This is a genomic window from Amycolatopsis sp. NPDC021455, from assembly GCF_040640995.1.
Lineage (GTDB): Bacteria > Actinomycetota > Actinomycetes > Mycobacteriales > Pseudonocardiaceae > Amycolatopsis.
Window position 1 is genome coordinate 1 of sequence record NZ_JBFACT010000118.1, and the last position, 13,701, is coordinate 13,701.

The 13,701-nt window shown below is 71.9% G+C and carries 8 protein-coding genes; 5 read left to right on the forward strand and 3 right to left on the reverse strand.

What is annotated here, in order from left to right; translation table 11 throughout:
- Positions 1 to 194: 194 nt before the first annotated feature.
- Positions 195 to 989, reverse strand: a complete 795-nt coding sequence (locus AB0G28_RS47695) for a hypothetical protein (RefSeq protein ID WP_361105759.1) — start codon at positions 987 to 989, stop codon at positions 195 to 197.
- 87 nt (positions 990 to 1,076) lie between these two features.
- On the reverse strand, positions 1,077 to 2,576 hold the full coding sequence (locus AB0G28_RS47700) for a CehA/McbA family metallohydrolase (RefSeq protein ID WP_361105762.1): 1,500 nt from the start codon (positions 2,574 to 2,576) through the stop codon (positions 1,077 to 1,079).
- Between the two features lie 228 nt (positions 2,577 to 2,804).
- On the opposite strand from AB0G28_RS47700, the gene AB0G28_RS47705 reads away from it, so the two are divergent.
- The 5 genes from AB0G28_RS47705 to AB0G28_RS47725 all read left to right on the forward strand — a co-directional run bounded on the left by AB0G28_RS47705 (position 2,805) and on the right by AB0G28_RS47725 (position 12,525).
- Positions 2,805 to 4,517 (forward strand): right-handed parallel beta-helix repeat-containing protein, encoded by a 1,713-nt coding sequence (locus AB0G28_RS47705; RefSeq protein ID WP_361105765.1) that lies wholly within the window; start codon positions 2,805 to 2,807, stop codon positions 4,515 to 4,517.
- 105 nt (positions 4,518 to 4,622) lie between these two features.
- Entirely contained in the window at positions 4,623 to 4,982 is a 360-nt protein-coding gene (locus AB0G28_RS47710) for a hypothetical protein (RefSeq protein ID WP_361105768.1), read from the forward strand.
- Between the two features lie 99 nt (positions 4,983 to 5,081).
- Positions 5,082 to 5,321: a hypothetical protein gene (locus tag AB0G28_RS47715; RefSeq protein WP_361105771.1), complete on the forward strand. Its 240-nt coding sequence runs from the start codon at positions 5,082 to 5,084 to the stop codon at positions 5,319 to 5,321.
- Positions 5,322 to 5,564: 243 nt separating this feature from the next.
- The gene (locus tag AB0G28_RS47720) at positions 5,565 to 11,042 is read left to right on the forward strand and encodes a biotin carboxylase N-terminal domain-containing protein (protein WP_361105774.1); all 5,478 of its coding nucleotides are present in this window, start codon (positions 5,565 to 5,567) and stop codon (positions 11,040 to 11,042) included.
- Between the two features lie 163 nt (positions 11,043 to 11,205).
- Positions 11,206 to 12,525, forward strand: coding sequence for a M14 family zinc carboxypeptidase (locus AB0G28_RS47725; RefSeq protein WP_361105777.1), 1,320 nt, complete (start codon positions 11,206 to 11,208; stop codon positions 12,523 to 12,525).
- Between the two features lies 1 nt (position 12,526).
- Here AB0G28_RS47725 and AB0G28_RS47730 read toward each other — a convergent pair whose 3' ends face one another.
- A complete protein-coding gene (locus AB0G28_RS47730) occupies positions 12,527 to 13,558 on the reverse strand; it encodes a methyltransferase domain-containing protein (RefSeq protein WP_361105780.1) in 1,032 nt (343 codons plus the stop codon).
- Positions 13,559 to 13,701 lie beyond the last annotated feature (143 nt).

Here is a 13,701-nt window from a genome sequence, read left to right on the forward strand (position 1 = left end):
TTGGGCGCGCTGGACGCACCGAACGCCACATTGGGCGCGCTGGACGCACCCAACGCCACATTGGGCGCGCTGGACGCACCCAACGCCACATTGGGCGCGCTGGACGCACCCAACGCCACATTGGGTGCGTCGGGCTCAGCCGCCGGGCGGCGCGGGGCCTGCCATGGCCGGCGGCGCCGTGCGCAGCCCGGGCGTTACTCGCTGACCTGGGCGGCGGCCGTCTGGTGCACCGACAGGTCCGGGCCGGCCGCCGAGTCGGCCGTCCATGCTCCTGATTCCGCCGTCCACGTCTGGCCGGCGAAGCTGACCTTGTCGATCCCCAGCGCTTCGGCCCGGCCCACCAGCCACGTCGCGTACGTCCATCCCTGGCCGGCCGGGTGGGCTCCGCTCAGGCGCGCCGTGCCCAGTTCCTCCGTGGCCGCCGCGGCGAGGTCCGCCGGGGCGGCCAGGGTCAGGTTGCGGCAGGTCAGCGCGGCCGGGAACTGGCCGTTGAAGGCCGCGGCCATCGCCCGGGACTGCGGCTCCCACTGCGCGTAGGCGTCCGGGACGCCGGAACGCTGCACCGCCTGTGCCGCCTCGGTGATCGGCAAGGTGTCCCAGTTCGGGAGCTTCTCGAGCTTTTCGTAGAACTCCGTCGCCGCGTAGACGGGGTCGCGCAGCTGTGCGATCGTGCCCCAGCCCTGGCTGGGCCGCTGCTGGAACAGCCCGACCGAGTCGCGGTCGCCGCCCTCGAGGTTGCGCAGCTTCGACTCCTGCAACGCCGTGGCCAGCGCGATCGTGGCCGCGTGCGGGGGGAGGCCCAGCTTGGCCCCGACCGCCGAGATCGTCGCGGCGTTGTTCATCTGCTCGGGGGTGAACGTGTACGCCGTCGCGTCCTGCCCGGGCAGCGCCACCGTGCACCCCGGCGTCCGGACCGAGCCGCGCGTCAACACCACCGTCACGACGATCCCCGCGGTCAGCACGATGACCGCCCCCAGGAAGATGGCCACCTTCAGGCCACAACCACGCACCCTGCCTCCACGCACCCGTTCGTCCCAGTCTGCCCGACAAGGGGACGCGGGGCACCGGGCGGGGGTTCAGCGCCCGGTGCCGAGGAAAACCGGGTTCGTCATCGCCACCATCGCGTTCGGCAGCGTCGTGTTCGGACCGCCGGCCGGGCGGCGGACCTCGGCCCGCACCCACCGGCTGTACCGGGGGTAGGTCGTCCACGTGACCGTGGCCGCTCCCGAGTCGCCGACGGTCTCGGTGTGCTGCGGGCCGAGCTGGTCCAGGAAGGTGACGGTGGTGCCCGGCACCCCGCCGACGACCGCCCGGATCGTCACCGGCGTGCCGGTGCCCACGGCCAGCCGTTCGCCGATGCCCGCGCCGGCGCCGCCGCCGGAAGCGGTGAAGTCCAGCTGCACGGCCGACGACTCGGCCAGCCACGAGCGGCCGGCCTTCAGCCCGGCCAGCAGCTCCCAGCGGCCCAGCCGGTCGGCCAGGACGACGGTGTGCGGCAGCGCGACCCGCTGGTCGGGGTGGTGCGCGTCGGAGTCGCCGATCGCCGGGATGAACCGGCCGCCGCGCAGCAGCCCGTCCCAGTGGACGACGCTCGCCTCGTCGTCCTGGGTCCAGGGACCGTTCCACACCTCGACGAGGTCGGCGAGCTCGTAGGCGAATTCGTAGGTGCAGCCGAAGCAGCTGGCGAACGGGTGCGCCGCCGTGACCAGGCCGCCCGCTCGGTGCACCTGGTCGGCGAAGCGCCGGAAGTCCCGCGGGTCGCCGGCCCGGTAGCGCCAGTCGATCCACGTGCCGGCGGGCAGCCCGATGGCCGGCCAGTGCCCGGAGCGGGTCGTCACCTCTTCCCCGTTGAGGATCAGCAGGTCTTCAGTGGCGTAGTCGCCCCACACGAGCTGTGAGCTGGACGTGTTGTGGTCGGTGGAGACGACGAAGTCGAGCCCGGCGGCGCGGGCGTCGGCGACGAGCTGCCCGGGCGTGCGGCGGCCGTCGGAGTGGACGGTGTGCAGGTGGCTGTCGCCGCGGTACCAGGCCCGGCCGCGCTCGCGGGCCGGCGCGGTCTCGGGCGCCGGGTTCGGTTTGAACGGCGGGCCGTCGGGCCCGAAGGTGAGCGTGATGTCGACGCGGTAGTCCAGGCCCTGCGGCGCGACGGTGTACGGGCCGAGGATGACGTGCCACCGGCCCGGTTCGATCGGCCCGGCGAGGTAGCCGGGCGTCGCTTCGGAGGCGCTGATCGAGAACCGGTCGCGGAAGCCGCCGGACCAGCCGCGGAAGCCGCGCGCGTTGCCCAGCTCGTACCCCTCGGGGCCGAACATGCCGATGTCGCAGGCGTTCCCCCGGGTACCGGCCGGCACCGGCGGCTTGTCGTAGGAGTAGACGACGTCGATCTGCCGCACTCCGCGCGGGACGTCGACGGGCAGGTAGTACCAGTCCGGCACGTCCGGTTCCAGGGTGCCGGTGACGGTCCGGGTCCGGCTGCCGCCGGGCTGCTCGGCGAACGCGACACCGGGCAGCATGCCCGCGGCCGCCGCCCCGCCCGCGCGCAGCAGCGTCCGCCGGCTGAAGTCCCCAGAGCTCATGCGTACCTCCGCATCGGACGACGTTCCCGACGCTAGGCCCCGGACGGAACACGGACGAGAACCGGCGGTGAACTTTCGACGTTCCCGACCACCGACACATTCATCCGACCTCTGAAGCACATTTCCCCACGTGACACCATAGACTACGACAAAAGGTCCGTTGACATCTGATGTATGAGGTGTCAGCGTCGGGCCATGGACTTGGGACGGCTGAGCACGGCTGTAGGTGTGGTTCTGCTGGCGGGCGTCACCCTCACCGCTCCGGCGGGCGCGTCGCCCGGCCGCACCCTGATCGCGGCCCCGGACGGCCACGGCGCGACCTGCTCGGTCCCGCACCCGTGCTCGCTGGAAAGCGCTTCCCGGCGCCTCGCGGGGGAACACGGCGACGTCACGGTGCTCCTGCGCGGCGGGACCTACCGCCTGAACCGGACGCTCGAACTGCCGCGAACGGCCGCGAAGGTCGCGTTCCGGGCCGCCCCGGGCGAAACGCCGGTGCTCACGGGCGCCCGCCGGATCACCGGCTTCACCCGCACCGACCCCGCTCGCGACATCTACTCGGCGAGCGTTCCCCGGGGCACCGACACGCGGCAGCTGTTCGTGGACGGCGTCCGCGCCGAACGCGCCCGCACCGCGCTCGACCCGGCGACCTTCACGGTCACCGCCACCGGCTTCAGCACCCCGGACCCGTCCTTCGCCGCGCTGACGAACCAGCAGGACGTCGAAGTGGCGCAGGAGAACAAGTGGAAGCACATGCGCTGCCCGCTCGCCTCGATCACCCGTGAGGGCACCGGATCGGCGCTGACCGTCCAGCCGGACTGCTGGCGCAACAACAACACCGCCGTCGTCAACCGGCAGTTCCCCTTCAACGGCAACGGGCTTCCGAAGCTCGACGGCGTCAGCTGGGTCGAAAACGCCTACGAGCTGCTCACCAAGCCCGGCCAGTGGTACCTCGACCGCGAGGCCGGGCGGCTGTCCTACATCCCCTTGCCGGGCCAGGACATGACGAAGGCCGACGTCGAACTCCCCTTGCTGGAGACGCTCGTCTCGGCGGAAGGCACGCCGGGCCACCTGGCGCCGGCCGACGACGGCACCGCGACCTACCGGGGCGCGTGGACGACGTCGGCGGACCGGGCGCTGGGCGACTTCCAGGACGGCGTGCACGTCACGACCACCCCGGGTGCATCGGTGAGCTACACCTTCACCGGCACCGGCCTCGACGTGCTCGCCGAGACGAACACCGACCAGGGCGCCTTCACCGCGACCGTCGACGGCCGTCCCGATCCCCGGCCGCTCACCGAAGCCGGCGACGTCCGGCTCGCGCAGCAGGTCGTCTACGAGGTGAAGGACCTGCCGAAGGGCAGGCACACGGTGACGCTGACCAGCCGCACCGACCGGACGTTCCTGGTCGACGCCTTCGTGGTCACCCCGGACGCCGTGCGGCCGGCGCACGACCTGACCTTCAGCGGTCTCACGTTCACCGGGACGACGTGGACGCTGCCGTCCCGCGACGGCTACGTCGACAACCAGGCCGGCGTCCAGTGGGCCGCGGCCGCGCCGCACGCGCCGATCCGGCCGCCCGCCGCGCTCGAAATCCGCCGCGGGCGGGGCATCACCATCGAGGGCAGCACCTTCCGGCAGCTCGGCGGCGCCGGGATCGCCCTGGAGGACGGCACGCAGGACGCCCGCGTCACCCGCACCACGATCACCGACACCTCCGCGGGCGGCATCGCGATCGGCGAGGTCGACGACTACTACCTGACCGACCCCGCCCGCATGACGCTCGGCATCACCGTCGCGGACAGCACGATCACGCGCGTCGGGCAGGACTACCACGACGCCGTCGGCATCTGGGCCGGGCACGGCCGCCGGGTCACCCTGGAGCACAACGAAATCGCCGAAACGCCGTATTCGGGTATCTCGCTCGGCTGGGGCTGGGGCTAGGCGTCACCGTGCGAACTGCAGGCGAAGCAGGGCCTGAAGGCCTGCCGGCGCGGCACGATCTACTCCGGCGACAACCGCATCCTCGGCAACGACATCCACGACGTGATGCGCACGCTGCTCGACGGCGGCCCGATCTACACCCTCGGCGGCCAGGACGCCGCGGCCGGCTCGGTCACCGCGGGCAACTGGGTGCACACCGCGCCCCACAACAACAACATGCTCTACCACGACGAAGGCAGCTCCTGGTGGGACACCCACGACAACGTGGTGAGCAACGAGACCGGCCGCTGGACGGGCATGTGGACGCCGACCATCCACGACATCACGATCCACCACAACTTCACCGACAACACCGTCGTGAAGAACCTCGGCACGAACGTCGTCATCAGCGACACGACCGTCGTGACCGGCGGAAACTGGCCGGACGCCGCGAAATCCATCATGGCCGCGGCCGGGCCGAGGTGATCTATTCGCCACGATCGGGTGTGAACCCCCGGTATCCGGGGCATCTCCTGAGGACACCTGTGCTCCGGGTGGAGCAATCGTTTCCGAGGGGAGACCGTGATGACCTTCGACTTCGTCGGCCGCTGGCTGGGCAGGCACCGCGACCGCCCCGGGGTCACGGTCGACCTTTCCTGCGGCGGCCGCGTCACGCTGCGGGAGATCGACGGCAAGCCCGTCCTGGCGATCACGACCGCGCCCGGCGCCGACGGCCGCTGCAGCGTCGCCGCCGTCCCGTTGTCGGAGGCCGAACGCCGCGAACTGGGCCAGGTGCTGGACTCCGACGTCCTGCTGGCTTCCTGAGTCGTGCCTTCACCGGATGTTTCCCCGGCCGTAGGCTTTGTCGCACATCTCGCGTGAAACCGGCTCCCGGCAGTGTGGCGCGGGTCGCTTTTTGTGGGGTTCCCACAACGCAGCCGCCCCGGCATGCGCCATGGCGGACATTGGTCTACCCCCCGGTAATCCAGGAGGGTGTAGACAGGTGCGGGCGACGTTCCAGGACAGGTACGTCGCCTTCTGCGCGTGCGTACTTGGGAGGCTCAGCCGGTGTTCAGTCGTGTCGCCATCGTCAACCGCGGAGAGGCCGCGATGCGGCTGATCCACGCCGTCCGGGACCTGTCGGCGGAAACCGGGACGCGGATCGAGACGGTCGCCCTCTACACCGACGCCGACCGCACGGCCACGTTCGTCCGCGAGGCCGACCTGGCCTACGACCTGGGCCCGGCCTCGGCGCGGCCCTACCTCGACCTCGCCAAGCTGGAGCGGGCGCTCGTCGAGACGAAGGCCGACGCCGCGTGGGTCGGCTGGGGCTTCGTCGCCGAGGACCCGGCTTTCGCGGAGCTGTGTGAGAAGGTCGGCGTCACCTTCGTCGGGCCGAGCGCCGACGCGATGCGCAAGCTCGGCGACAAGATCGGCGCGAAGCTGATCGCCGAAGAGGTCGGCGTGCCGGTCGCGCCGTGGAGCCGCGGCGAGGTCGCCACCCTCGAAGACGCGCTGAAGGCCGGTGAGCAGATCGGCTACCCGCTGATGCTCAAGGCCACCGCGGGCGGCGGCGGGCGCGGCATCCGCAAGGTGTCCTCGGCCGACGAGCTGGCCGACGCCTACGAGCGCACCAGCTCCGAAGCCCTGCGCGCCTTCGGCTCCGGCGTCGTGTTCCTGGAGCGGCTGGTCACCGGCGCCCGGCACGTCGAGGTCCAGGTGATCTCCGACGGCGCGACGGCGTGGGCGCTCGGCGTCCGCGACTGCTCGGTGCAGCGGCGCAACCAGAAGATCATCGAAGAGTCCGCGTCGCCGGTCCTCGCGCCGGCGCAGACGGCCGAGCTCAAGGCGTCGGCCGAGCGGCTCGCCGTCGCGGTCGGCTACCGCGGCGCGTGCACCGTCGAGTTCCTGTACCACCCGGGCGAGAAGCTGTTCGCCTTCCTCGAGGTCAACACCCGCCTGCAGGTCGAGCACCCGATCACCGAGATCACCACCGGCACCGACCTGGTCAAGCTGCAGCTGCACGTGGCGAACGGCGGCAAGCTCGAAGGCGAGCAGCCCGCCGAGAGCGGGCACGCCGTCGAGGCGCGTCTCAACGCCGAAGACCCCGACCGCGACTTCGCCCCCTCCCCCGGCCGCATCGCCCGGCTGGCGCTGCCCGCCGGCCCCGGCATCCGCGTCGACACCGGCGTCAGCGAGGGCGACACGATCCCGGCCGACTTCGACTCGATGATCGCCAAGATCATCGCCTACGGCCGCGACCGCGACGAGGCGCTCGGCCGGCTGCGCCGCGCGATGGCCGAGACCACCGTGATCATCGAGGGCGGCGCGACCAACAAGAGCTTCGTGCTCGACCTGCTCGACCAGCCCGAGGTGATCGACGCGAGTGCCGACACCGGCTGGATCGACCGCGTCCGCGCCGAGGGCCGCCTGGTCACGCACCGGCACTCCGCGATCGCGCTCGCCGCGGCCGCCATCGAGGCCTACCAGGACGAGGAAGAGGTCTCCGTCCAGCGGCTGCTGTCCACCGCGCACGGCGGGCGGCCGCAGGTCCAGCACGAGACCGGGCGGCCGCTCGACCTCAAGCTCCGCGGCGTCGGCTACCGCGTCAGCGTGGCCCGCGCCGGCCGGGCGCGGTTCCGCGTCGGCGTCTCGGCGGGCGGCTCGGACGTCCACCACGCCGACGTCCGCATCGACCGGTTCGACGCCCACAGCGGCCAGATCCTCGTCAACGGCGAGCGCTTCCGCCTGGTGTCGGCCACGCACGGCCCGATCCACCTCGTCGAGGTCGACGGCGTCACCCACCGCATCAGCCGCGACGAAGGCGGCGTCGTCCGCTCCCCCGCGCCCGCGCTGGTCGTCGCGACGCCCCTGGCCGTCGGCGACGAGGTCGAGGCGAACGCGCCGATCCTCGTGCTGGAGAGCATGAAGATGGAGACGGTGCTGCGCGCGCCGTTCCGCGCCCGGGTCCGCGAGTGCCCGGTGTCCGTCGGCAGCCAGGTCGAGACCGGCGCGCCGCTGATGCGCCTGGAGCCCCTGGCCGACGACGCCGAAGAAGCGGCCGCCGAGGAAACCGAAACCGTCCAGATCGACCTGCCCGGCGCTCCGGAAGGCGTGTCGGCGGCCGAGCGCGTCGAACGCGGCCTCCAGGACCTACGGAGCCTGCTGCTCGGCTTCGACGTCGACCCGGCCGAGCGCAAGCGGCTCGTCGCGGCGTACCTGGAAGCCCGCGCCGAGCTGGGCAACCGGCCGGTCGAAGGCGAGCTGGAACTGCTCACCGTCTTCGCCGACCTGTCCGAGCTGAGCCGCAACACCCCGGGCGGCGAGGACACCGTGCCGAACGGCGCGGTGCACAGCCCGCGCGAGTTCTTCCACAGCTACCTGCAGAGCCTCGACGTCGAACGCGCCGGCGTCTCCGAAGGCTTCCAGGCGAAGCTGCAGCGGGTCCTCGCGCACTACGGCGTCCATGACCTGGAGCGCACGCCCGAGCTGGAGGCCGCGGTCTTCCGGATCTTCCTGGCGCAGCAGCGGACGGCGGCCGACGTCGCGGTCGTCTCGGAGCTGCTGCGGCAGTGGCTGGCGGGGGCGGCTCCGGCGGAGTCGCTGAGCGAGCGCGCCGGGCTCGTCCTGGAGCACCTGGTCGAGGCCACGCAGGTGCGCTTCCCCGCGGTGTCCGACCTGGCCCGCGGCGTGGTGTTCCGCTGGTTCGCCCAGCCGCTGCTGCGGCGCAACCGCGCCCGCGTCTACGCCGCGGTCCGCACCGAACTGCGGTACCTCGACGAGCACCCGGACGCGCCGGACCGCGCCGAGCGGATCCAGGCCATGATCACCGGCTCGCAGCCGCTGGTGCGGCTGGTCGGGCAGCGGATCGGGCGGCCGGGCCGCGACCACGCGCCGCTGCTGGAAGTGCTGACCCGGCGCTACTACGGCAACCGCCGCCTGTCCGGGGTCGCCGTGCGCGACGCCGGCGGCTCCCGGTGGCTGACCGCCGAGCTGAACACCGGCGACGGCGCGCTGCCGCTGGTCACCACGGCCGTCGACATCACGGCCCTGCCGGCCGCGCTGGGCGCGCTCGGCGAGGTCGCCACCGAGGGCGTCGTCGCCGACCTGTACCTGCGCTGGGAGGACCAGCCGGACGTCGACGCGACCGCGGAGCGGCTCGGCGCGCTCCTGTCCGGGCACCCGGTGCCGCCGAGCGTGCGCCGCGTCGTGTTCACCGTGGCCGGCACCGGTGGCGCGGTGATGCACCACCACTTCACCTTCGAGCGCGCCGGCAGTGGCTCCACCGGCTTCACGGAAGACCGGCTGATCCGCGGCCTGCACCCGCAGATCGCGCAGCGCCTGCAGCTGCAGCGGCTGCGCGAGTTCGACCTCACCCGGCTGCCCTCGGCCGACGAGGAGATCTACCTGTTCAAGGCGGTCGCGAAGACCAACCCGGCCGACGAGCGGCTGATCGCGATGGGGCAGGTCCGCGACCTGACGCCGCTGCGCGAAGCCGACGGCAGGCTGGTCGCCCTGCCCGCGCTCGAGGACGCCGTCACCGCCTGCCTCGACGCGATCCGGAACATCCAGGCGCAGCGGCCGCAGAACAAGCGGTTCGACACCAACCGGATCATGATGTACGTCTGGCCGCCGACCGAGCTGACCACCGACGAGCTGAACGCGCTGGTCCAGCGCATCCTGCCGACCTCGGTGGGTGCCGGGCTGGAGGAGGTCCAGTTCCTGGCCCGCCGCCGCACCGACGCGGGCAAGCTGACCGAGCTCGCCGTCCGGATCGCCTTCGACCCCGGGCACGGCGCGAAGCTGCACGTAGAGCCGCCGTCGACCGAGCCGGTCAAGCCCCTGGACGACTACCGCCTGAAGGTGCTGCGCGCGGCGCGGCGCGGCAACGTCTACCCGTACGAGCTGACCGACCTGCTCGCCGGGCCGGAGGGCACGTTCGCCGAGCACGACCTGGACGACTCGGGTGCCCTGGTCCCGGTGGACCGGCCGAAGGGCAAGAACACCGCGGCGATCGTCGCCGGCGTCGTCACGACCCCGACCGAGCGGCACCCCGAAGGCGTCACGCGCGTGGTGCTGCTCGGCGACCCGACGAAGTCGCTCGGTGCGCTGTCGGAGCCGGAATGCTCGCGCGTCATCGCGGCGCTCGACCTGGCCGAGCGGATGCGGGTGCCGCTGGAGTGGTTCGCGCTGTCCTCGGGCGCGCGGATCTCGATGTCCTCGGGCACCGAGAACATGGACTGGGTCGCCGCGGCGCTCAAGCGGATCGTCACGTTCACCCAGGACGGCGGCGAGATCAACATCGTCGTCAACGGCATCAACGTCGGCGCCCAGCCGTACTGGAACGCCGAAGCCACGATGCTCATGCACACCAAGGGCATCCTGGTGATGACACCGGACTCGGCGATGGTGCTCACCGGCAAGCAGGCCCTCGATTTCTCCGGCGGCGTGTCGGCCGAGGACAACTACGGCATCGGCGGCTACGACCGCGTCATGGGCCCGAACGGCCAGGCGCAGTACTGGGCGCCGAACCTGCCGGCCGCGCGCGCGGTGCTGATGGCGTACTACGACCACACCTACGTCGTGCCGGGCGAAACCGGGCCGCGCAAGGTGGGCACGACCGACCCGGTCGACCGCGACGTCTCGCCGTACCCGCACGCGATCGTCGGCAGCGACTTCACGACCGTGGGCGAGATCTTCTCGGCCGAGCACAACCCGGACCGCAAGAAGCCGTTCGACATCCGCACGGTGATGCGTGCGCTGTCCGACCAGGACCACCCGGTGCTGGAACGCTGGGCGGGCATGGCCGACGCGGAAACGGCGGCGGTGCAGGACGTGCACATCGGCGGCCGCCCGGTCTGCCTGGTCGGCATCGAGTCGCGGTCGGTCCCCCGCCGCGGCTTCCCGCCCACCGACGGCCCGGACACCTACACCGCGGGCACGCTCTTCCCGCGGTCGTCGAAGAAGACGGCGCGGGCGATCAACGCGGCGTCGGGCAACCGGCCGCTGGTGGTGCTGGCGAACCTGTCCGGCTTCGACGGCTCGCCGGAGTCGCTGCGGAAGCTGCAGCTGGAGTACGGCGCCGAGATCGGCCGCGCGATCGTCAACTTCGAGGGCCCGATCGTGTTCTGCGTGATTTCGCGGTACCACGGCGGCGCGTTCGTGGTGTTCTCCAAGGCGCTGAACCCGAACATGACGGTGCTGGCCCTGGAGGGCTCGTTCGCCTCGGTGCTGGGCGGCGCCCCGGCGGCGGCGGTGGTGTTCGCGGGCGAGGTGAACAACCGCACGGCGAACGACCCGCGGGTGACGGAGCTGCAAGCCCAGGTCGCGGCGGCGGGCGGCGCCGCCCGGGCGGCACTGAGCGCCCAGCTGGCGGAGCTCCAGGCCGCGGTCCGCGCGGAGAAGGTGAGCGAGGTGGCGGCGGAGTTCGACCGGGTGCACAGCATCCAGCGCGCGGTCGAGGTCGGCTCCGTCGACGCGATCATCTCGGCGGCCGAGCTGCGCCCGCGGATCATCGAAGCCATCGAACACGGCCTCAAGAAGTAGCGAGCCCTCGGAGGCGGAGCTTTCACGTGAAAGCTCCGCCTTCGGGGTTTCGCGACTTTCGGGGGTATGACCCCGTTGCGGCGGGCCGACACACTGTGCGTGCCGGTACGGTGACCACGGGTTCCGACCGGACTCCATCCGTGCGGCGTGAGGAGATCCCCCGATGGCGTCAAGGTCCCTGTCCCGGCTCGCTTTCGCGGCGACCGGTGTCCTGCTCACCACCCTGCTCGGCGGCACCGCCTCCGCGCAGCCGGCCGACACACCGGTGTTCTGGCGCGTCCCGGCCACCGCCGCGCAGGCGCAGGCGCTGACCGCGGCCGGCTTCGACGTCGAAGAGGGTGATGCCGGCACCGTCAACGTCGTCGGCGGGCAGGCCGTCGCCGCGAAGCTGCGGGCGCTGGGCTTCCGGCCGTCGTACTTCGACACCGTCTACAAAGAACTCCCCGCCGAGACGAACAGGCTGGCGGCCGACACCTTCTACGGCGGGTACCGGACCGTCACCGCGCACGAGAACCACCTCGCCGCCGTCGCCTCGGCGCACCCCGACCTGGCCACGAAGTACACGATCGGCCAGTCGTGGAAGAAGACGAAGGGCCAGGGCGGGCACGACATCCAGGCCATCTGCCTGACGAAGAAGCAGGCGGGCGACTGCACGCTGTCGACGACCTCGGCGAAGCCGAAGTTCTTCCTGATGGCCCAGATCCACGCGCGCGAGCTGTCCACCGGTGAGCTCGCCTGGCGCTGGATCGACTACCTCGCCGACGGCTACGCCACCGACGCCACCGCGAAGTCCATTTTGGACACCACCGAGGTGTGGGTGGTGCCGATCGCCAACCCCGACGGCGTCGACATCGTCGCCTCCGGCGGGAACTCGCCGAAGCTGCAGCGCAAGAACGCCGACAACTCGCGCGGCAGCTGCACCGGCACCAACATCGGCGTCGACCTCAACCGCAACTCGACGTTCAAGTGGGGCGGCGACTCCAACTCCCCCTGCGCCGAGACCTACCAGGGCGTCAGCGCGGGTTCGGAGCCCGAGGTGCAGGCGTTGGAGAAGCTGGCCCGCGCGATCTTCCCGGACCAGCGCGGCACCGGGAACAACGACCCGGCGCCGTCGACGGCCAAGGGCACGATGATCACGCTGCACAGCTACGGCAACGACATCATCATCCCGTGGGGCTTCACGCAGGCGACCTCGCCGAACGACGCGCAGTACCGCAGGCTCGGCGCGAAGTACGCCGCGTCGAACGGCTACCTCGTCGGGACCAACGAGGAGACCGTCGGCTACGACACGAGCGGCACCACCGACGACTTCACCTACGGCGAACTCGGCGTCGCGAGCGTGACGTTCGAGGTCGGCGGCTCGAGCGGCACCTGCGGTGGCTTCCTGCCGCGCTACACCTGCGTGGACAGCACCTTCTGGCCGAAGAACAAGGGCGCGCTGGTCACCGCCGCGAAGGCCGCGGCGGCGCCGTACCAGCAGTGAGTCACGGGCGGCAGGCGTAGATGCAGTTCTGCGGACGCGGGGACCCGAGCACGTCGACGTGCCGGAACCCCGCGTCCGCCAGCATTTCCGATGCCTTCTCCCGGCCCCACACGGCGCCCAGCGCGGCGCCGCCCTCGGCCAGCGACGTCGTCGTGCAGTACATCAGGCTGATCGAGTAGGTGAGCGCCGCCAGGGGGTTGCCGACGTTCTTCTCCAGGTGGCTGGAGAAGTCGGTGTCGACCATGAAGAACAGGCCGTCGGGTGCCAGCGCGCCGCGGATCCGGCGCAGCACGAGGTCCGGGCGGTCCTGGTCGTGGATGGCGTCGAACGCGGTGATGACGTCGTACGGCGGATCGGCGATCAGCTCGGCGGCGTCGCCGACGGCGAACTCGGCGTTCGGCAGCCCGATCTGCCTCGCTTGTTCGACCACCCCCGGGTTGATGTCGAGGCCGGTGAACCGTGACGCGGGGAACGCGCGGGCGGCGACCGCGATCGCGTTCCCGGTGCCGCAGCCGAGGTCGAGTACCCGCGCCCCGACGGTCAGCCGTTCCTTCAGGCCGGGGACCGCGCCGAAGAAGCCGTCCACGAGGTGCTCGCGGTAGACGTGCTTCCAGCTGTCGCCGGTCTTCGCGCCGAGCGTCTCGAGGTAGGGCCCGTACGCCGACCTCGGGACGCCGCCGCCTTCGGCGAACGCGCGTTCCAGGTCGGGCAGGATGCCGGTGAACGCGGACAACGTCAGCAGCGACGGCATCAGGTTGGCCGCCGTCTCGCCGAGCAGGAACTTCGCGTGCCCGGGCGGGAAGGTGTACTCGCGGCCGTCGTAGGTGAAGATCCCGCCGGTGACCATGGCGCCGAGCCATTCGCGGACGTACCGCTCCCGCAGCCCCGCGCGCTCGGCCAATTCGGCGCTGGTGGCGGGGCCGCGTGCGGCGGCCGCGAGGAGGCCGGTGCGGTGACCGACGCCGAGCAGCATGGTGAGCGCGCTGCCGGTCATGATCCCGGTCAGGTGCGCGGCGAAGTCCTTCTCCTCCATGCGGTCCGACCTTACCGGCCGGCGCGGGCGATCCGTCCGATGTGGACAGGCCATGGGCCGTGAAGGCCTCCTTCCCGGCTCTTATGGCCGGGAAGGAGGCCTTCACGGACTTCCGGGTCAGGCGTCCTCGTCCTCCAGGCCCG

Coding starts and splice junctions, on each gene's coding strand:
- AB0G28_RS47715 (WP_361105771.1), top strand. CDS start 5,082: ATGACCTTCGACTTCGTCGGCCGCTGGCTGGGCAGGCACCGCGACCGC.
- AB0G28_RS47730 (WP_361105780.1), bottom strand. CDS start 13,558: ATGGAGGAGAAGGACTTCGCCGCGCACCTGACCGGGATCATGACCGGC.
- AB0G28_RS47700 (WP_361105762.1), bottom strand. CDS start 2,576: ATGAGCTCTGGGGACTTCAGCCGGCGGACGCTGCTGCGCGCGGGCGGG.
- AB0G28_RS47710 (WP_361105768.1), top strand. CDS start 4,623: ATGCGCACGCTGCTCGACGGCGGCCCGATCTACACCCTCGGCGGCCAG.
- AB0G28_RS47725 (WP_361105777.1), top strand. CDS start 11,206: ATGGCGTCAAGGTCCCTGTCCCGGCTCGCTTTCGCGGCGACCGGTGTC.